Here is a 19,348-nt window from a genome sequence, read left to right as displayed (position 1 = left end):
TTCCTTAGGGGTGAAACACCTTGGCCAAGATTCTCGTGGTTACATCCGGCAAGGGTGGTGTGGGTAAGACCACCACCAGCGCCGCCATCGGTACCGGCCTCGCGCTGCGCGGCCACAAGACAGTGATCGTCGACTTCGACGTCGGCCTGCGTAACCTCGACCTCATCATGGGCTGCGAACGCCGCGTGGTGTATGACTTCGTCAACGTCGTCAACGGCGAAGCCAACCTGCAGCAAGCCCTGATCAAGGACAAGCGCCTGGAGAACCTGTACGTGCTGGCGGCCAGCCAGACCCGTGACAAGGACGCGCTGACCAAGGAAGGCGTGGAAAAAGTCCTGATGGAACTCAAGGAAACCTTCGAGTTCGTGGTCTGCGACTCCCCGGCCGGTATCGAGACCGGTGCCCACCTGGCGATGTACTTCGCCGACGAAGCGATTGTCGTGACCAACCCGGAAGTCTCTTCGGTACGTGACTCCGACCGCATGCTCGGCCTGCTGGCCAGCAAGTCGCGTCGTGCCGAGAAAGGCGAAGAGCCGATCAAGGAACACCTGCTGCTGACCCGCTACAACCCGGAGCGCGTGAGCAAGGGCGAAATGCTCGGCGTCGAAGACGTCAAGGAAATCCTGGCAGTGACCCTGCTGGGCGTGATCCCGGAATCCCAGGCGGTGCTCAAGGCCTCCAACCAGGGCGTACCGGTGATCCTCGACGACCAGAGCGATGCTGGCCAGGCCTACAGCGACGCGGTTGACCGTCTGCTGGGCAAGACCGTCGAGCATCGTTTCCTCGATGCACAGAAGAAGGGATTCTTCGAGCGCCTGTTTGGAGGCAACTAAGCAATGAACCTTTTTGACTTCTTTCGTGCCAGCAAAAAAGTAAGCACCGCGTCGGTCGCGAAAGAGCGTCTGCAGATCATCGTGGCGCACGAACGCGGCCAACGCAGTACCCCGGATTACCTGCCCGCCCTGCAAAAGGAGTTGGTGGAAGTGATCCGCAAGTACGTCAATATCGGGTCCGATGACGTGCACGTTGCCCTGGAAAACCAGGGCAGCTGCTCGATCCTGGAACTCAATATCACCCTGCCTGATCGTTGATCGATCCGGTGGGAGCCACGGCGGCTCGGTGATATTCACCCTTAACTGTCGTGGGAGCCGGCTTGCTGGCGATAGAATCAACTCGGTTTATCAGGTAAACCGCGTCGATGCGATCGCCAGCAAGCCGGCTCCTACAGTCGGGTGAATATCATCGGGCCGCCGTTGGCGTTTGTTACGAGACTGTTTTAATGCCGCTGTCCAATATCCGCATCATCCACCAGGACGCCGCCGTACTGGTGGTGGACAAACCGACCCTGCTGCTCTCCGTCCCGGGCCGGGCCGATGACAACAAGGACTGCCTGATCACCCGCCTGCAGGAAAACGGCTACCCCGAAGCCCGTATCGTGCACCGGCTGGACTGGGAAACCTCGGGCATCATCCTGCTGGCCCGCGATGCCGATAGCCACCGCGAACTGTCGCGGCAGTTCCATGACCGCGAAACCGAAAAGGCCTACACCGCGCTGTGCTGGGGCCAGCCGGAACTGGACAGCGGCAGCATCGACCTGCCTTTGCGCTACGACCCGCCGACCAAGCCCCGCCATGTGGTCGACCACGAGTTCGGCAAGCACGCGCTGACCTTCTGGAAAGTGCTGGAACGCCAGGGTGACTGGTGCCGTGTCGAGTTGACTCCGATCACCGGACGCTCGCACCAGTTGCGCGTGCACATGCTCTCCATTGGCCATCCGCTGCTCGGTGACGGCCTGTACGCCCATCCGCAGGCACTGGCGGCCTGGCCACGGCTGTGCCTGCACGCGAGCATGCTGAGCTTCACCCACCCGCAGAGTGGCGAACGCCTGCGCTTCGAGTGCCCCGCCCCCTTCTGATATCGCGCAAACGCTACCAGGACAAACCGGCTTCGCTTTCGCCACTGCCAAGCTCCCCGCAGGAGCCGGCCTGTCGGCGATAGAGCCCGTGAGAACGGCACAAACCTCAAGGCCGCCATCGCCGGCAAGCCGGCTCCCACAAGATACGGTAAACTTCCGGCACTGCTGTCTGGAGCTACTTATGCGCGAAGAGTTGAACCAAGGCCTGATCGACTTCCTCAAGGCCTCCCCCACCCCCTTTCATGCCACTGCCAGCCTGGTCCAGCGCCTGGAAGCGGCGGGTTACCAGCGTCTCGACGAACGCGAGACCTGGAACACCGAAGCCAACGGTCGCTACTACGTCACCCGGAACGACTCCTCCATCGTCGCCATCAAGCTCGGCCGCGCTTCGCCACTGCTCGATGGCATTCGCATGGTCGGCGCCCACACCGACAGCCCGTGCCTGCGCGTCAAGCCGCAACCCGAACTGCAGCGCCAGGGCTTCTGGCAACTGGGCGTCGAAGTCTATGGCGGTGCCCTGCTCGCCCCCTGGTTCGACCGCGACCTGTCCCTGGCCGGCCGCGTCACCTTCCGCCGCGACGGCAAGGTCGAAAGCCAGTTGATCGACTTCAAGGCCCCCATCGCGACCATTCCCAACCTGGCGATTCACCTCAACCGTGAAGCCAACCAGGGCTGGGCGATCAATGCGCAGAACGAACTGCCGCCGATCCTCGCCCAGTTCGCCGGTGACGAGCGGGTGGATTTCCGCGCCGTGCTCACCGAGCAACTGGCCCGCGAACATGGCCTCAACGCCGATGTGGTGCTCGACTACGAGCTGAGTTTCTACGATACCCAGGCCGCCGCCGTGATCGGCCTCAACGGCGACTTCATCGCCGGCGCCCGCCTGGACAACCTGCTGTCCTGCTACGCCGGCCTGCAAGCATTGCTCACCGCCGACACCGAGGAAACCTGCGTCCTGGTCTGCAACGACCATGAGGAAGTCGGTTCCTGTTCCGCCTGCGGCGCCGACGGCCCGATGCTCGAACAGACCCTGCGCCGCCTGCTGCCCGAAGGCGACGAGTTCGTCCGGACGATCCAGAAATCCCTGCTGGTCTCGGCCGACAATGCCCATGGCGTACACCCGAACTACGCCGACAAGCACGACGCCAACCATGGCCCGAAACTCAACGCCGGCCCGGTGATCAAGGTCAACAGCAACCAGCGCTATGCCACCAACAGCGAAACCGCCGGTTTCTTCCGCCACCTGTGCATGGCCGAAGAAGTCCCGGTGCAGAGCTTCGTGGTCCGCAGCGACATGGGTTGCGGCTCGACCATCGGCCCGATCACCGCCAGCCACCTGGGCGTGCGCACGGTGGATATCGGCCTGCCGACCTTCGCCATGCACTCGATCCGCGAACTCGCGGGCAGCCATGACCTGGCGCACCTGGTCAAGGTCCTCAGCGCCTTCTTCGCCAGCCGCGAACTGCCGTAGTCCCCGACGCAACACCGCACCTGCGGGAGCGGGCTTGCCCGCGAAGCTTTTGTTGATCGTTCCCACGCCCTGCGTGGGAATGCAGCCCGTGACGCTCCACGTCACAAGAGCCTCCAGCGAGACATTCAAATAGCCCGCCCCCACACAAACCCGATCAGGGTGTGCAATCACCGATACACATCAATACACATCCCGCCAAAGCGACCTAGACTCAAGGTATCCCCCTCGACAAGGCCGTCGCGATGATCAGCCCACTTGCGTTTCACTCGATGCTTATCCCGATCCTGGCAGGCATGTTGATGCTGGCCGTCGGCTTCAACTTCCGTGAGCGCAATGCCGGTCCCGTGCTGATCTGGCTGGGCATGTTGTGCATCCTCGGCACCGTGGTCTACAAGATCCTCGCCAAACTGGCTGAAGCTGAATAAATGCGCGACGCCTGAGGCTGGCGTACACTCGGTCGATCCGTATCCCGTATGGTTGACTGCCTAGTGTTCGCCCGTCTTTTCGCTCTGCCCGCCTGCCTGTTCATCTGCCTGCTGACGCTGATGCCGTTGGCCCCCGCCCAGGCGGTCGGCCTGCCCAGCCTGTTGAACAGCGCCGACAAAAACCAGCCGCAACCGACCGAGCCCCTGGCCCAGTCGCTGGACGAAGTGATCAAGAACCTGGAAAACGACCAGCAGCGCAGCAAGCTGCTGAGCGATCTGAAAAAGCTCCGGGACAGCACCAAGAAGGCCCAGCCGGTCACCGAGGAAGGCGTGCTCGGCCTGATCGGCAGCACCCTGTCCAACCTCGAGAAACAGTTCACCGGCACTGACAGTCCGCTCAATCGCTGGTCACAGGAGTTCGACCTGGCCCAGGAGGAAATGCTCGCGCTGATGCTTCCGGCCAGCGAATGGCTGCCGATCATCTTCGCCTTCGCACTGATCCTGCTGCTGTGGAGCTTCCTCGCCTGGACCATGATCTGGCTCAGCCACCGGGTCCGCCTGCGCTTCGGCCTGACCGAGGAACTGCCCCAGCATCCGCGCACGGTCGACCTGCTGCGCTTTGCCCTGCGCAAGCTCGGTCCCTGGATGATCGCCCTGCTGATTACCGTGTACATGGGCTACGCCCTGCCCTCGTCCCTGGGCAAGGACCTGGCGATGGTGCTGGCCTATGCACTGGTGGTCGGCACCTGTTTCTCGGCGATCTGCGTGATCGCCTTCTCCGTGCTCGACGGACCGCACCGCCACCAGGCCCTGCACATCCTGCGGCACCGGGCTTTCCGGCCGCTGTGGCTGATCGGCAGTTTTGCCGCGTTCGGCGAGGCCCTCGGCGATCCGCGCCTGGTCGCCAGCCTCGGCAGCCACCTGGCGCACACCGCCGCGACCTTCGCCAATGTCATGGCGGCGCTGTCCACCGGACTGTTCATCCTGCGGTTCCGCCGGCCCATCGCCCACCTGATCCGCAACCAGCCGCTGTCCCGACGCCTGACCCGGCGCGCCCTCAGCGATACCATCGAGATCCTCGGCACCTTCTGGTTCGTCCCCGCCCTGATCCTGGTGGCGATCTCGCTGTTCGCCACCTTCGTCTCCGCCGGCGATACCAGCACCGCCCTGCGCCAGTCGCTGATCTGCACCGTGCTGGTGGTGCTGTGCATGGTGATCAACGGCCTGGTCCGGCGCCATGCCCTCAAGCCGCAACGCGGACACAAGCGCCACGCGCTGTATTCCGAGCGATTGAAGAGTTTTTGCTACACCCTGGTGCACCTGTTTGTCTGGCTGGTCTTTATCGAACTGGGCCTGCGGGTCTGGGGCATGTCGCTGATCCGCTTTACCGAAGGCGAAGGCCACGAGGTCAGCGTCAGGCTGTTCAGCCTGGGCGGCACGCTGATTTTCGCCTGGCTGGTGTGGATTCTCAGCGACACCGCCGTGCATCACGCCCTGACCCGCTCGCGCAAGGGCCTGGCCAATGCCCGGGCGCAGACCATGATGCCGCTGATCCGCAACGTGCTGTTCGTGGCGATCTTCATCATCGCGTTGATCGTCGCCCTGGCGAACATGGGCATGAACGTCACGCCGCTGCTGGCCGGTGCCGGCGTGATCGGCCTGGCGATCGGTTTTGGTGCGCAGTCACTGGTGGCGGACCTGATCACCGGGTTGTTCATCATCATCGAGGACTCCCTGGCCATCGACGACTACGTGGATGTCGGCGGCCACCTCGGCACCGTCGAAGGCCTGACCATCCGCACCGTGCGGCTGCGGGACATCGACGGCATCGTGCATACCATCCCGTTCAGCGAGATCAAGAGCATCAAGAACTACTCGCGGGAGTTCGGCTATGCGATCTTCCGGGTGGCGATCCCCTACAACATGCCGATTGACGATGCGATCAAGCTGATGCGCGATGTCGGCCAGAAGATGCGCACCGACCCGCTGCAGCGGCGCAATATCTGGTCGCCGCTGGAGATCCAGGGCGTCGAGAGCTTCGAGTCGGGCAGCGCGATCCTGCGCGCCCGGTTCAAGACCGCGCCGATCAAGCAGTGGGAAGTCTCACGGGCGTTCAACCTGTCGTTGAAACGCACCATGGACGAGGCCGGGCTGGACCTGGCGACCCCGCGCCTGAGCGTGCAGGTGGTCACCGCCGGCGGCGGTCCGGAAACGGAATCCACGCCAAAATCTTGAACACACCACTGAATTGTAGGAGCCGGCTTGCTGGCGATGCCATCTGATGGCCACATCGCTGCCGCCTGGAAAGCCGCTATCGCCAGCAAGCCGGCTCCCACAAAATCCGCGTCGCCTGCCAATCCAGGAGTGACCGCTAAACCACATCCACGCCGACATGAATCGCATCATGCCGCCAGAACTCCAGGTCACAGTCGATCAGCCGTTCATGCTGGTCGTAGTTGACCCGGGCAATCCGCAGGCCCGGACTGCCCACCGATACCCGCAACGCGGCGGCCGCCTCGACCTGCAATGAGGTCGGCACGATTTCGAAGCGCACCCGCCCGTAATGCAGGTCGTAGTGGCGGGCATACAGCTCGGTTATCGACTGGTTCAGGTCGAACTCCAGGATGCCCGGGAAGTACTGCGGGTTGAGGTAGTGCTCGACATACAGCACCAGCCGCTCATCGATCCGCCGCGCCCGGCAGATCTGGATCACGCTGGACAAGGCCGGCAACTGCAACCAGTCACACACCGCCGCCGAAGCCGGTTGCAGGCGCGCGCAAATCACCTGGGTGGACGGCACCCGCCCCTGGGCACTGACCATCGCGTGAAAGTGGCTACGCTGCATAAGGTTGTAGGCCAGCCGTGGCGGCGAGATGAACCAGCCGCGACGCTCCTCCCGATAGATCAGCCCCTGGGCCTCCAGTTGCAGCAAGGCCTCGCGCACGGTGATCCGGGTGGTGCTGAACAGCTCGCTGAGCTTGCGCTCGGCCGGCAGCTTGCTTCCCGGTGGCAACAGCCCGTGTTCGATCTGCTCATGGAGCGCCTGACCGATGGCTGTCACCGCTTTTGGTGCCTCTTCGCGCATCAACGTTACCTATCTGGACTAGTCCAGCACTGTTTGAGGGCAGAACCGCACAGGATCGCGGTCCCCAGTTGTAGCGCTCAGCCTAGGCAATGCATATGACTGATATGTGACAAAGCGACGAAACGGTGCACGTGGACGGCCGTTCCAGAACATCAATTCGCATAAATATCAGCTAGTTACAAATGGTCTACGCTTAATTCGACGGTCATGAGCACTACGGGCAAAAAACCTTGCAGGACTGATGCCGACATCAAAGTGTCATCCTGCTGGCTTAAATTGGCTCAGGTATTGCTGACCTAGACCAAACGATGCACTGCACCACGTTATAAAAACCGTCATAGAAACTGTTGATAAAAAATCTCTGCGTTGAAAACGCCCAAAGGAGCTTCGGATGAAACAGCTTTTCCTGGCATCACTGTTAGGCTCGACCATTGCCCTGTGCACCTCCGCCATGGCCGCTGACACCGATTTGCAAACACTTGAAAACGCCGCCAAGAAAGAAGGCGCCGTGAACAGCGTCGGCATGCCCGATGACTGGGCGAACTGGGCTGGCACCTGGAAAGACCTGAGCGACAAGTACGGCCTCAAGCACATCGACACCGACATGAGCTCGGCCCAGGAAATCGCCAAGTTCGATGCGGAGAAAGACAACGCCAGCGCCGATATCGGCGACGTCGGCGCGGCCTTCGGTCCGATCGCGGTGAAAAAGGGCGTCGCCCAGCCGTACAAGCCAAGCACCTGGGCCCAGGTCCCGGATTGGGCCAAGGACAAGGACGGCAACTGGGCACTGGCCTACACAGGTACCATCGCCTTCATCGTCAACAAGAAGCTGCTGCACGGTTCCGAAGCACCGAAAAGCTGGGCTGACCTCAAGACCGGCAAGTACAAGGTTTCCATCGGTGACGTGAGCACCGCCGCCCAGGCCGCCAACGGCGTACTGGCCGCTGCCCTGGCCAACGGTGGCGACGAGAAGAACCTGCAACCGGCCCTGCTGATGTTTGCCGATATCGCCAAGCAGGGTCGCCTGTCGCTCGCCAACCCGACCATCGCCACCATGGAAAAAGGCGAAGTCGAAGTCGGCGTGGTCTGGGACTTCAACGGCCTGAGCTACAAGGCCAAGATGGCCAACCCGGATGACTACGTCGTGCTGATCCCATCGGACGGTTCGGTGATTTCCGGCTACACCACCATCATCAACAAGTACGCCAAGCACCCGAACGCCGCCAAGCTGACCCGCGAATACATCTTCAGCGATGCGGGCCAGATCAACCTGGCGCGCGGCAATGCCCGTCCGATCCGTGCCGAGCACCTGACCCTGCCGGCAGACGTGAAAGCCAAGCTGCTGCCTAACGAGCAGTACAAGAAAGTCACGCCGATCAAAGACGCCGATGCCTGGGAGAAGACTTCCAAGGCGCTGCCGCAGAAGTGGAACGAAGAAGTCATCATCAACATGCAATAACCCGACAGCCTTGGCCCGGGGCTCGTCCCCGGGTCAACGCGATCATTGCAGGAGCCGGCTTGCCGGCGATAAGGACCGAGAGAACAATATTAGTCTCAAGGCCCTCGTCGCCGGCAGGCCGGCTCCCACATCAGATTCTGTTCGTTCCCCAACATGGAGGCCCGGCTTATGCAGCACAACGTCATCCTGGTCGTGCTCGATGGCCTGAACTACGAGGTCGCCCGGCATGCCATGGGCCATCTCCAGGCTTACGCAGGCGCAGGACGCGCGGCGCTGTACAAACTGGAATGCGAGTTGCCCTCGCTCTCAAGACCGCTCTACGAATGCATTCTCACCGGTGTGGCCCCGATCCGGAGCGGCATCGTGCACAACCACGTCTCGCGCCTGTCCAACCAGCGCAGCGTGTTCCATTACGCCCGCGACGCCGGTCTGAGCACCGCCGCGGCGGCCTATCACTGGGTCAGCGAACTGTACAACCGCTCGCCCTTCGTCGCGGCCCGTGACCGTCATACCCGCGATGAAAGCCTGCCGATCCAGCACGGGCATTTCTATTGGGTCGATCACTACCCCGACTCCCATCTGTTCGCCGATGCCGAAAGCCTGCGCCTGCAACACGCGCCGAACTTCCTGCTGGTGCACCCGATGAATATCGACGACGCCGGCCACAAGCATGGCCTCGATACCGCGCAATACCGCAACAGCGCGCGTGCAGCCGACATTATCCTGGCCGACTACCTGCAAGGCTGGCTCGACGCCGGCTACCAGGTACTGGTGACCGCCGACCACGGCATGAACAACGACCGCTCGCACAACGGCCTGCTGGCCGAGGAACGGGAAGTGCCGCTGTTCGTCCTCGGCGATGCCTTCAGTTTCGATCCCGACGCCACGCCCCAACAGACGCAACTGTGCGGCACGATCTGCGAGCTGCTGGGCGTCCCCCATGACAAACCTGTATGCCGGGAGCTGCTGAAGTGAATTCACTCACCCGTGGCAAATGGCTCGCCGTGCTCTGCCTGGTGCCCTTTGCCCTGTTCTTCATCGTGTTCGAGATCGCGCCGCTGGTGTGGGTGCTGATCAACAGCCTGCAATCGGAAGACGATGGCTGGGGCCTGGCCAACTTCAGCAAGATCTTCAGTTCGAAGTTCTACCTGCAGGCGATCCAGTACAGCCTGGAGATCAGCTTCTGGTCGAGCGTGTTCGGCATGATCATCGCGGTGCTCGGTGCCTACTCGCTACGCCGGGTCGACTCGCGCCTGCGGGATTTCGTCAATGCCTTCGCCAACATGACCAGCAACTTCGCCGGCGTGCCCCTGGCCTTCGCGTTCATCATCCTGCTGGGCTTCAACGGCACCATCACCATCATGCTGAAGCAGGCGGGGATCATCCAGGACTTCAACCTGTACTCGAAGACCGGCCTGATCATCCTCTACACCTACTTCCAGATTCCCCTGGGCGTGCTGCTGCTCTACCCGGCCTTCGACGCCCTGCGCGAAGACTGGCGCGAGTCCGCCGCGCTGCTCGGTGCCGAAGGCTGGCAGTTCTGGCGCCATATCGGCCTGCCGGTGCTGACCCCGGCGCTGCTGGGGACCTTCGTGATCCTGCTGGCCAACGCCCTCGGCGCCTACGCCACGGTCTATGCCCTGACCACCGGCAACTTCAACGTGTTGCCGATCCGTATCGCCGCCATGGTCTCCGGCGACATCAGCCTCGACCCGAACATGGCCAGTGCCCTGGCCGTAGTGCTGGTGGGCCTGATGACCTTCGTGACCGTGATCCACCAGTGGCTGTTGAAGAGGAGCTACCATGTCGCGCGCTGAACCCGGCTCCGCCGCCCTGTACCACCGCCTGGTGGTCTACCTGTTGTTCCTGATCCTGTTGCTGCCCCTGGCCGGCACCCTGGTCTATTCGATTGCCAGCAGTTGGTCGGCGACCGTCCTGCCCAGCGGTTTCACCTTCAAGTGGTACCTGCAACTGTGGAGCGACCCACGCTTCCTCAATGCCTTCGGCCAGTCGCTGATCGTCTGCGTCGGCTCGCTGGTGTTGTCGGTGGTGCTGATCCTGCCGCTGCTGTTCGTGGTGCACTACCACTTCCCGCGGCTCGACGCGCTGATGAACATCCTGATCCTGCTGCCCTTCGCGGTGCCGCCGGTGGTGTCCTCGGTGGGACTGTTGCAACTGTACGGCTCCGGGCCGTTCGCCATGGTCGGTACGCCGTGGATCCTGATCGGCTGCTACTTCACCGTGGCCTTGCCTTTCATGTACCGGGCCATCACCAACAACCTGCAGGCGATCAACCTGCGCGACCTGATGGACGCCGCCCACCTGCTCGGCGCCAGCACCTGGCAGGCGGCGTTCCTGGTGGTCCTGCCCAACCTGCGCAAGGGCCTGATGGTCGCGTTGCTGCTGTCGTTCTCCTTCCTGTTCGGCGAGTTCGTGTTCGCCAACATCCTGGTGGGCACCCGCTATGAAACCCTGCAGGTGTACCTGAACAACATGCGCAACAGCAGCGGTCACTTCACCAGCGCCCTGGTGATCTCCTACTTCCTCTTTGTTTTGGTACTCACCTGGGTCGCCAATCGCCTGAGCTCTTCACCAAAAGAGAAGGACAAAAGCCAATGAGCTTCATCAGTGTCCAGAGCCTGAAAAAAACCTACGCCGGCACCACGGTGTTCAGCGACATCAACTGCGAAATCGCCAAGGGCGAGTTCGTCACCCTGCTCGGCCCGTCCGGTTGCGGCAAGTCCACGCTGCTGCGCTGCATCGCCGGCCTGACCCCGGTGGACAGCGGCAAGATCCTCCTCGACGGCCAGGACATCGTGCCCCTCAGCCCGCAGAAGCGTGCGATCGGCATGGTGTTCCAGAGCTACGCGCTGTTCCCCAACATGACCGTGGAACAGAACGTAGCCTTCGGCCTGAAAATGCAGAAGGTCAATGCCGACGACAGCCACAAGCGCGTGATGGAAGCCCTCAAGCTGGTGGAACTGCACGACTTCGCCGCGCGCTACCCGCACCAGCTGTCCGGCGGCCAATGCCAGCGCGTGGCCCTGGCCCGTTCGCTGGTCACCCGCCCGCGCCTGCTGCTGCTCGACGAGCCGCTGTCGGCCCTCGATGCGCGGATTCGCAAGCACTTGCGCGAACAGATCCGGGCAATCCAGCGCGAGCTGGGCCTGACCACCATCTTCGTCACCCATGATCAGGAAGAAGCCCTGACCATGAGTGACCGGATCTTCCTGATGAACCAGGGCAAGATCGTCCAGAGCGGCGACGCCGAATCGCTCTACACCGCCCCGGTGGATGTGTTTGCCGCCGGTTTTATCGGCAACTACAACCTGCTCGAGGCCGACGCCGCCAGCCGCCTGCTGCAGCGTCCGATCAACGGTCGTATCGCCATCCGCCCGGAAGCCATCGAACTGAGTACCGACGGCGAGCTGGATGCGCTGATCCGCAGCCACAGCCTGCTGGGCAACGTCATCCGCTATCGGGTCGAGGCGCGGGGCGTGGAACTGGTGGTGGATGTGCTCAACCGTTCGGCCGCCGATCTGCACCCCGATGGTCGGCGCCTGGCGTTGTCCATCGATCCGACAGCCCTGTGTGAGGTAGCCTGATGTCTTTGACGCGTTTGAAGAGTGTTCCCTTGACGAGAGAATCCCGCTGATGGCCCTGGCAATTTTTGATCTGGATGAAACCCTGATCCACGGTGACTGCGCGACGCTCTGGAGCGAGCAGATGGGTCGCCTGGGCTGGGTCGACCCGGAGTCGTTCATGCGCCGCAACAACGAACTGATGGCCGCCTACAGCAAGGGCGAGCTGGCCATGGAAGACTTCATGCTGTTCAGCCTGGAGCCCATGGCCGGACGCACCCCGGAAGAGGTCGAGCACCTGGTCGAACCCTGGGTCGAGGATGTGATCGAGCCGCTGATCTACAGCGATGCCTGCAAGGCGATTGCCGCCCATCGGGCGGCGGGTGACCGGATCCTGGTGATTTCCGCCTCCGGCACCCACCTGGTGAAACCGATTGCCGAACGCCTGGGCATCGACGAAGTGCTGGGCATCGAGCTGGAGGTCATGCACGGCGTCTACAGCGGGCATACCGTCGGCACCCTGACCTACCGCGAAGGCAAGATCACCCGTCTGCTGGAATGGCTGGATGCCGAAGAGGAAAACCTCGAGGACGCGAGCTTCTATTCCGACTCACGCAACGACTTGCCGTTGCTGCTGAAGGTCGACCATCCCCACGCGGTCAACCCGGACCCGGTGCTGCGCGAGCAGGCGGAAAAGGCCGGCTGGCCTGTCCATCACTGGAAATAGCCGGCCCTTATCGGAGCCGGTTTATGTGGGAGCCGGCTTCTGTAGGAACCGGCTTCCGTGGGATCGGGCTTCTGTGGGAGCGGGCTTGCCCGCGAAGAGGCCCGTGAGACCGCCAAAGACCTCACAGGCAAGCCCACTCCCACACAGGCGCCGCCCCTGCATTCACGCCAGCGTTTCGTCGATTACCAGCACCAGCTTGCCCGCCACCTGGTTGCCGGCCAGCTCGGTGAACGCCACTTCGGCATCGCGGATCGGGAACACCTTGGCCAACTGCGGACTGAGGCGTTTCTCGGCGAACAGCGGCCAGACGTGCTGATGCAGGTCACTGAGCAGATCCGCCTTGAATTGCGCGTCGCGACTGCGCAAGGTCGACCCCAGCAACTGGATGCGCTTGGCCAGGATCTTCGCCAGGTCCAGCCGGGTTTCCCGCCCGCCCATCAGGCCGATCAGCAGCCACCGCCCGTCAGCTGACAAAAGTTTCACGTTCAGCTCGGCGTAGTTCGCCCCCACCGGATCGAGGATCACATCAAAGGGCGCGAAGTCGCTCAACCCTTCGATATCATCGCTGCGGATCGCCCCGCCCTGGGCGCCCAGCGCCTCGCAATAGGCCAGCCGATCCGCCGAACCGACGCTTACCCAGCAAGGATTGCCGAACGCCTTGCACAGCTGGATGGCGGCCGAACCGACGCCACTGGCACCGGCATGCAACAGCACTTTTTCACCCGGCTTGAGTCCGGCCAGCTGGAACAGATTCAGCCACGCGGTGGCGTAGACCTCAGGCAACGCGGCCGCCTCGACCAGGCTCAGGCCCTCCGGCACCGGCAGCACATGGCGCCCGTCGACCACCACTTCCTCGGCCATGCCGCCGCCGGCCAGCAGCGCACAGACACGGTCGCCGACCTGCCAGGCGGATCCCGGGCCCACTTCACTGATCACCCCGGAGCACTCCAGGCCCAGCACCTCGCTGGCCCCCGGCGGTGGCGGATAGAGCCCGGCCTTCTGCAACAGATCGGCGCGATTGAGTCCCGCAGCCGCCACGCGAATCCGTACCTGTCCGACATCACAGGCCGGACTTGGCTCTTCAACCCACTCCACTTGACCTTCAACGCCTTGCAATGCTTTCACAGTGCCTCCATAGTGAGTCTGGACTGAGCCCGGAGCTGTAGCACCGGGCTTTTTGCATTATGCGACCGGTCCGAGGGTCGTACGAAAACCTGCCAATGCAGTTTTGGTACGCAGTCCCGCGGAACCGGCGACTTTAAAGACGGCCTAATATGCGTGATCAATTGTCCCCGCGTCGACTCAGCATGAAGCATTTGTTCCCCAGCACCGCTCTTGCCCTTTTCATTGGCCTTGGCGTTTCCACGTTCTCGGCCAATACGTTCGCAGCCAATAGCTGGGACAACCTTCAGCCCGACCGTGACGAGGTGATTGCCAGCCTGAACGTCGTCGAGTTGCTCAAGCGTCATCACTACAGCAAGCCGCCGCTCGACGACGCGCGCTCGGTGATCATCTACGACAGTTACCTCAAGTTGCTCGATCCGTCGCGCAGCTACTTCCTCGCCAGCGACATCAGCGAATTCGACAAATGGAAAACCCAGTTTGACGACTTCCTCAAGAGCGGCGACCTGAATGCCGGCTTCACCATCTACAAGCGCTACCTGGACCGGGTCAAGGCCCGCCTGGACTTCGCCCTCGCCGAGTTGAACAAGGGCGTGGACAAGATGGACTTCACCACCAAGGAGACCTTGCTGATCGATCGCAAGGACGCTCCATGGCTCAAGAGCACCGCCGAGCTCGACGACCTGTGGCGCAAGCGCGTCAAGGACGAAGTGCTGCGCCTGAAGATCGCCGGCAAGGATCCCAAGGCGATCCAGGAACTGCTGGTCAAGCGCTACAAGAACCAGCTGGCGCGCCTGGACCAGACCCGGGCCGAAGATATCTTCCAGGCCTACATCAATACCTTTGCGATGTCCTACGACCCGCACACCAACTATCTGTCACCGGATAGCGCGGAAAACTTCGACATCAACATGAGCCTGTCCCTCGAGGGGATCGGCGCCGTGCTGCAAAGCGACAACGACCAGGTCAAGGTCGTGCGCCTGGTGCCGTCGGGCCCGGCGGACAAGACCAAACAGGTCGCCCCGGCCGACAAGATCATCGGTGTCGCCCAGGGCGACAAGGAAATGGTCGACGTGGTCGGCTGGCGCCTGGACGAAGTGGTCAAGCTGATCCGTGGCCCGAAAGGCTCCGTGGTCCGCCTGGAAGTGATTCCGGCGAGCAACGCGCCGAACGACCAGACCAGCAAGATCGTCTCCATCACCCGTGAATCGGTGAAGCTGGAAGACCAGGCCGCGAACAAGTCGATCCTGCACCTCAAGCAGGATGGCAAGGACTACAAGCTCGGCGTCATCGACATCCCGGCGTTCTACCTGGACTTCAAGGCCTTCCGTGCCGGCGATCCGGACTACAAGAGCACCACCCGCGACGTCAAGAAGCTGCTGGGCGAATTGCAGAAGGAAGGCGTCGACGGCGTGGTCATCGACCTGCGCAACAACGGCGGCGGTTCCCTGCAGGAAGCCACCGAGCTCACCAGCCTGTTTATCGACAAGGGCCCGACCGTACTGGTGCGTAACGCCGACGGCAAGGTCGATGTGCTCGAAGACGAAAACCCCGGCGCCTTCTACAAGGGCCCGATGGCGTTGCTGGTCAACCGCCTGTCCGCCTCGGCCTCGGAGATTTTCGCCGGCGCCATGCAGGACTATCACCGGGCGCTGATCATCGGCGGCCAGACCTTCGGCAAAGGCACCGTGCAGACCATCCAGCCGCTGAACCATGGTGAGCTGAAGCTGACCCTGGCCAAGTTCTACCGGGTTTCCGGACAGAGCACCCAGCACCAGGGCGTGCTGCCCGACGTGGATTTCCCGTCGATCATCGACACCAAGGAAATCGGCGAGAGCGCACTGCCGGAAGCCATGCCATGGGACACCATTCGCCCGTCGATCAAGCCGGCGGTGGATCCGTTCAAGCCGTTCCTGGCGCAGCTCAAGTCTGACCACGATGCCCGCGCGTCGAAGGATGCCGAGTTCATCTTCATTCGCGACAAGCTGGCCCTGGCCGAGAAGCTGATGAAGGAAAAGACCGTGAGCCTGAACGAGGCCGACCGTCGCGCCCAGCGCGCCGATATCGATGCCAAGCAACTGGCCATGGAAAACGCCCGCCGCAAGGCCAAGGGCGAAGACGCTCTCAAGGAACTGAAGAAAGAGGACGAAGACGCCCTGCCGCCTGATCCAGACAAAAAAACCAAGCCGGAAGACGACGCCTACCTGAGCGAAACCGGGCGGATCCTCCTGGATTACCTGCGCCTGAATACCGCGGTGGCCAAGCACTGATAGATAATGGCAATTTAATGTGATCGCTCTTCGGAGCGTCATCAAACAGTCATCATTCTGTCGTGAAATAAGGACTGGATGCGGCTCTTGGATCAAGAGTCTCTTCCGGTCCTTTTTTATTATCAGAGACTGCCATGACCATGACCGAACAGCTGAAGGCCTTGAGTTCAATCCTGGCTCAGAGTGGTCTGCACAGTCTGTTCCAGCCGATCATTTCGCTCTCCGAGAGGCGTATCGTCGGTTATGAAGCCCTCAGTCGCGGGCCCTCCAACAGCCCCCTGCACTCGCCGATCAGCCTGTTCGCCGTGGCCCGCCAGGCCGGACGCCTGAGCGAACTGGAAATGGCCTGCCGGCTCAGCGCCTGCCGCCGCTTCAGCGAGCAGAAACTGCCGGGCAAGCTGTTCCTCAACGTTTCCCCAGAATCCCTGCTGGAGCCGACCCACCAACCGGGCCGGACCCTTACGCTGCTCCAGGACTTCGGCATCGACCCCAGCAACGTGGTCATCGAACTCACCGAACAAACCCCGACCGACGACTTCCAGTTGCTGCAGAACGCGCTGCACCACTACCGCGCCATGGGCTTCTCGATCGCCCTGGATGACCTGGGCGCCGGTTATTCCAGCCTGCGCCTGTGGTCGGAGCTGCGCCCGGACTACGTGAAGATCGACCGGCACTTTATCGACGGCATCCACCAGGACGGCCTCAAGCGCGAATTCGTCGGCTCCATCCTGCAGATCGCCAAGGCTTCGCGGGCCCAAGTGATCGCCGAAGGTATCGAATTGCCGGAAGAACTGGCAGTGCTCACCGAGATGGGGGTCGATCTGGTCCAGGGCTACCTGCTCTGCCGGCCCCAGGAACAGCCACCGCAGGACGCCCGCAGCCTGCTGCCGAAACTGGAAAACACCTCGATTGCCCTGAGCGAGGAAGCCAGTGACCTCAGCGCACTGCTGATCGAACAGCCGGCAGTGACCCAGGGCACCCCCACGGCAACCGTGCTGGAAGCTTTCCGCCGCCAGGCCAACCTCAACTCCCTGGCGGTGCTGGACGAGCAGGAACGGCCCTGTGGCATCGTCCACCGGCACTCGCTGTCGGATGCCCTGCTCAAGCCATTCGCCACCGACCTGTTCGCCCGCAAGCCCATCAGCCGGCTGATGAGCGATGACTTCCTCGCGGTGGAGTTGAGCCAGTCGCTGCAGCAGGTCAGCCGGCTGCTGACCAGCCGCGCCCGGCAACGCATAGAGGAAGACTTCATCATCACCCTCAATGGCTGCTACCTGGGCCTGGGACGGGTGATCGACGTACTCAAACTGATCACCGAACTGAAGATCCAGCAGGCCCGCTACGCCAACCCGCTGACCCTGCTGCCCGGCAACGTGCCGATCCAGCAGTGCCTGACGCGCCTGTTGCAGCAACAGCGCGAGTCGCTCATCTGCTACGTGGATATCGACAGTTTCAAGCCCTTCAACGATATCTACGGCTACGGCCGGGGCGACGAGGTGTTGCTGTGCCTGGCGCAATGCCTGAACGATCGTGTCGATCCGAGCCGGGATTTCGTCGGCCATATCGGCGGCGACGACTTCCTGCTGGTGCTGGGCTCGGAGGACTGGCGCAAGCGCCTGAATCAGTTGCTGGAAGACTTCCAGCACCAGTGCCGGCGTTTCTACCGCGCCGAGCACCTGGAGGCGGGCTGCTTCATCGCCTCGAACCGCCAGGGCCAGCGCCAGGAGTTTCCGCTGCTGTCGCTGTCGATAGGGGTGGTGCACCTGCAACCGCAGTCATGCGGCCTGCTGGATGCCAGCCAGTTGGCGGAGCTCGCCTCCCAGGCCAAGCACCACGCCAAGAACGTCCCTGGCTACAGCATCCATGTGATCGATAGCCGGGAACTGGTCACCGCGGCATCGCAGAGCAGCCTGCCGACCGATGAGCCACCCGCCGACAACGCCACGCCGGCCTGGGCCCGCCCCTAGCGGCCGGTGTGACCCGCCTCAGGCCTCCGCGGACTCGGGATAATCGTACTCGAACACCCGCACCACTTCCGAAGCATGCCAGGACGCCGCCGCCACGCCATCGGACGGGCCGGAGAAACGCCCCAGGCGCTCGACACACTCGAAGAAGCCGGTACGCGGCAGGCGACTGGCGCCCTGGCTGATCACCAGTGAACTGCGCAGCGGCTGTTCGGCCTTGGCATCGAGGGCCGCCAGGTGCTCCAGGGCCGCCGTCAGGGTCTGCATCGCCGGGCTCGGCAACTGCAGGCGCTCGAGCAGCGCGCGATAGGTCAGCAAATGGCGCTGGCGGCGGGCCTGATCGAGTTCACCGAGCAAACCATCCCAATGCTGGCGACTGATCCGCACGCTCACGATGCGTCCCTCCAGCCGGCCACACCCAGTTCCCAGGCGAGGCTGCGGCGAATCGCGGCATCCGGCTGGCGCTCACCGCTTTCGATCAGGCCCAGGTACGACGGGCTGATGCCGACGGTCCGGGCCAGGCTTTCAATGGCCAGCCCCTTGGCTTCGCGCAGGCTGCGCAACTGATCGAACGCCGGCAATGCCGGGTCCGCCGCGACAGGCGTATCGGAGGGTTTGGGAGAGGGTTGTTGGCTGCGCAAACCGGCAGCTTCAAGCAAGGCCTGGTACTGAGCCCAGGGGAGAACCGCATACTCCGGTTCGCCGTCACGTGTAATTATTTGAAGATCCATTACCACACCCCGTAGGACGATTACACATAGCGAGTCAGCGCTTTCCCTGTAGCTTAATATTAACAGCCGCCAAGGTCGCTAGTGTGCTTGTTCTTCGTACAACAGGATTTGGATCAATTTTTTTCGTCGTGCTCGAGCTGCAACTGCTCCGGCGTGTCCGGCAGGCGCTCGACGACCTGCAGTTGCGCGGGTACCTGACGCTCGCGCCAGGCCCTGAAGGCATTCAACTCCTGGTCCAGGGTGTTCATCACCCAGGCCAGCACCGCGATATCGTCGAGCATGCCGAATACCGGGATGAAGTCCGGAATCGCGTCGATCGGGCTGAGGAAATACATCAGGCCCGCCACCACGATGATCATCGACTTGTAGCTGATCTCCCGGTACTCGCCCCGCCAGTACGCCAGGCACAGCACCTGCAGCAGTTTCAGGTCTTCCTTGAGCTTGCCCAACCGTCCACCTTGCCGGGCACTCTTGCTCGCCACCGCGAACAACAGCGTCGGCAAACGACCACGAACCAGCAAGCGTTGGGCCAATGGCAGGAAGCGCGCGAAATTCCAGGGTGCTTTCATCATCACTCCAGCAGGCAGACGCACAAGGT

General features: G+C 62.5%; 19 protein-coding genes. 14 read left to right on the top strand and 5 right to left on the bottom strand.

Going from position 1 to position 19,348, the window contains the following annotated elements; translation table 11 throughout:
• Positions 1-20: 20 nt before the first annotated feature.
• The 6 genes from minD (at position 21) to KI243_RS07795 (ending at position 6,046) form a co-directional block, all read left to right on the top strand.
• On the top strand, positions 21-833 hold the full coding sequence (gene minD / locus KI243_RS07820; RefSeq protein ID WP_017127819.1) for a septum site-determining protein MinD: 813 nt from the start codon (positions 21-23) through the stop codon (positions 831-833).
• A gap of 3 nt (positions 834-836) precedes the next feature.
• The gene (minE, locus tag KI243_RS07815) at positions 837-1,091 is read left to right on the top strand and encodes a cell division topological specificity factor MinE (RefSeq protein WP_007898843.1); all 255 of its coding nucleotides are present in this window, start codon (positions 837-839) and stop codon (positions 1,089-1,091) included.
• Between the two features lie 188 nt (positions 1,092-1,279).
• Complete coding sequence (locus KI243_RS07810) at positions 1,280-1,915, top strand: RluA family pseudouridine synthase (protein WP_017127818.1); 636 nt, start codon at positions 1,280-1,282, stop codon at positions 1,913-1,915.
• A 181-nt stretch (positions 1,916-2,096) separates the two neighbouring features.
• Entirely contained in the window at positions 2,097-3,386 is a 1,290-nt protein-coding gene (locus KI243_RS07805) for a M18 family aminopeptidase (RefSeq protein ID WP_017127817.1), read from the top strand.
• A gap of 242 nt (positions 3,387-3,628) precedes the next feature.
• Entirely contained in the window at positions 3,629-3,811 is a 183-nt protein-coding gene (locus KI243_RS07800) for a hypothetical protein (protein WP_017127816.1), read from the top strand.
• 63 nt (positions 3,812-3,874) lie between these two features.
• On the top strand, positions 3,875-6,046 hold the full coding sequence (locus KI243_RS07795; RefSeq protein ID WP_042936097.1) for a mechanosensitive ion channel domain-containing protein: 2,172 nt from the start codon (positions 3,875-3,877) through the stop codon (positions 6,044-6,046).
• Positions 6,047-6,182: 136 nt separating this feature from the next.
• Here KI243_RS07795 and KI243_RS07790 read toward each other — a convergent pair whose 3' ends face one another.
• The gene (locus KI243_RS07790) at positions 6,183-6,896 is read right to left on the bottom strand and encodes a UTRA domain-containing protein (RefSeq protein ID WP_017127814.1); all 714 of its coding nucleotides are present in this window, start codon (positions 6,894-6,896) and stop codon (positions 6,183-6,185) included.
• 391 nt (positions 6,897-7,287) lie between these two features.
• Here KI243_RS07790 and KI243_RS07785 point away from each other — a divergent pair, with 391 nt between their 5' ends.
• The 6 genes from KI243_RS07785 (at position 7,288) to KI243_RS07760 (ending at position 12,663) form a co-directional block, all read left to right on the top strand.
• Positions 7,288-8,355 (top strand): ABC transporter substrate-binding protein, encoded by a 1,068-nt coding sequence (locus KI243_RS07785; RefSeq protein WP_017127813.1) that lies wholly within the window; start codon positions 7,288-7,290, stop codon positions 8,353-8,355.
• Between the two features lie 168 nt (positions 8,356-8,523).
• A complete protein-coding gene (locus KI243_RS07780; protein ID WP_212810667.1) occupies positions 8,524-9,330 on the top strand; it encodes an alkaline phosphatase family protein in 807 nt (268 codons plus the stop codon).
• Positions 9,327-10,172: an ABC transporter permease subunit gene (locus KI243_RS07775; RefSeq protein WP_017127811.1), complete on the top strand. Its 846-nt coding sequence runs from the start codon at positions 9,327-9,329 to the stop codon at positions 10,170-10,172. Before KI243_RS07780 ends, KI243_RS07775 begins: the two co-directional genes overlap by 4 nt.
• Entirely contained in the window at positions 10,159-10,974 is an 816-nt protein-coding gene (locus KI243_RS07770; RefSeq protein WP_177085280.1) for an ABC transporter permease, read from the top strand. The genes KI243_RS07775 and KI243_RS07770 overlap by 14 nt, the downstream gene beginning before the upstream one ends.
• The gene (locus tag KI243_RS07765) at positions 10,971-11,960 is read left to right on the top strand and encodes an ABC transporter ATP-binding protein (protein ID WP_017127809.1); all 990 of its coding nucleotides are present in this window, start codon (positions 10,971-10,973) and stop codon (positions 11,958-11,960) included. Before KI243_RS07770 ends, KI243_RS07765 begins: the two co-directional genes overlap by 4 nt.
• A 49-nt stretch (positions 11,961-12,009) precedes the next feature.
• Positions 12,010-12,663, top strand: coding sequence for an HAD family hydrolase (locus KI243_RS07760; RefSeq protein WP_017127808.1), 654 nt, complete (start codon positions 12,010-12,012; stop codon positions 12,661-12,663).
• A 162-nt stretch (positions 12,664-12,825) separates the two neighbouring features.
• On the opposite strand, the gene KI243_RS07755 is transcribed toward KI243_RS07760, so the two are convergent.
• Positions 12,826-13,788 carry an NAD(P)H-quinone oxidoreductase gene (locus tag KI243_RS07755; RefSeq protein WP_042936095.1) on the bottom strand — a complete coding sequence of 321 codons (963 nt, stop codon included), beginning with the start codon at positions 13,786-13,788 and terminating at the stop codon, positions 12,826-12,828.
• Between the two features lie 182 nt (positions 13,789-13,970).
• Here KI243_RS07755 and KI243_RS07750 point away from each other — a divergent pair, with 182 nt between their 5' ends.
• Both KI243_RS07750 and KI243_RS07745 read left to right on the top strand, forming a co-directional pair.
• Positions 13,971-16,055: a carboxy terminal-processing peptidase gene (locus tag KI243_RS07750; RefSeq protein ID WP_177064220.1), complete on the top strand. Its 2,085-nt coding sequence runs from the start codon at positions 13,971-13,973 to the stop codon at positions 16,053-16,055.
• Positions 16,056-16,189: 134 nt separating this feature from the next.
• The gene (locus KI243_RS07745) at positions 16,190-18,022 is read left to right on the top strand and encodes a bifunctional diguanylate cyclase/phosphodiesterase (protein WP_177085284.1); all 1,833 of its coding nucleotides are present in this window, start codon (positions 16,190-16,192) and stop codon (positions 18,020-18,022) included.
• 18 nt (positions 18,023-18,040) lie between these two features.
• Here the strand turns inward: KI243_RS07745 and KI243_RS07740 are convergent, their stop codons facing one another.
• The 3 genes from KI243_RS07740 to KI243_RS07730 form a co-directional block, all read right to left on the bottom strand.
• On the bottom strand, positions 18,041-18,412 hold the full coding sequence (locus tag KI243_RS07740) for a hypothetical protein (RefSeq protein WP_040065236.1): 372 nt from the start codon (positions 18,410-18,412) through the stop codon (positions 18,041-18,043).
• Positions 18,409-18,750 (bottom strand): helix-turn-helix transcriptional regulator, encoded by a 342-nt coding sequence (locus KI243_RS07735; protein WP_042936089.1) that lies wholly within the window; start codon positions 18,748-18,750, stop codon positions 18,409-18,411. Before KI243_RS07735 ends, KI243_RS07740 begins: the two co-directional genes overlap by 4 nt.
• 113 nt (positions 18,751-18,863) lie before the next feature.
• Entirely contained in the window at positions 18,864-19,319 is a 456-nt protein-coding gene (locus KI243_RS07730; RefSeq protein WP_017127803.1) for a YkvA family protein, read from the bottom strand.
• Between the last annotated feature and the right edge of the window lie 29 nt (positions 19,320-19,348).

This window comes from Pseudomonas sp. Ost2 (genome assembly GCF_018326065.1).
GTDB lineage: Bacteria > Pseudomonadota > Gammaproteobacteria > Pseudomonadales > Pseudomonadaceae > Aquipseudomonas > Aquipseudomonas gingeri.
The sequence above is the reverse complement of the archived record's forward strand: the minus strand, read 5'-3'. Positions and strand labels throughout refer to the sequence as shown.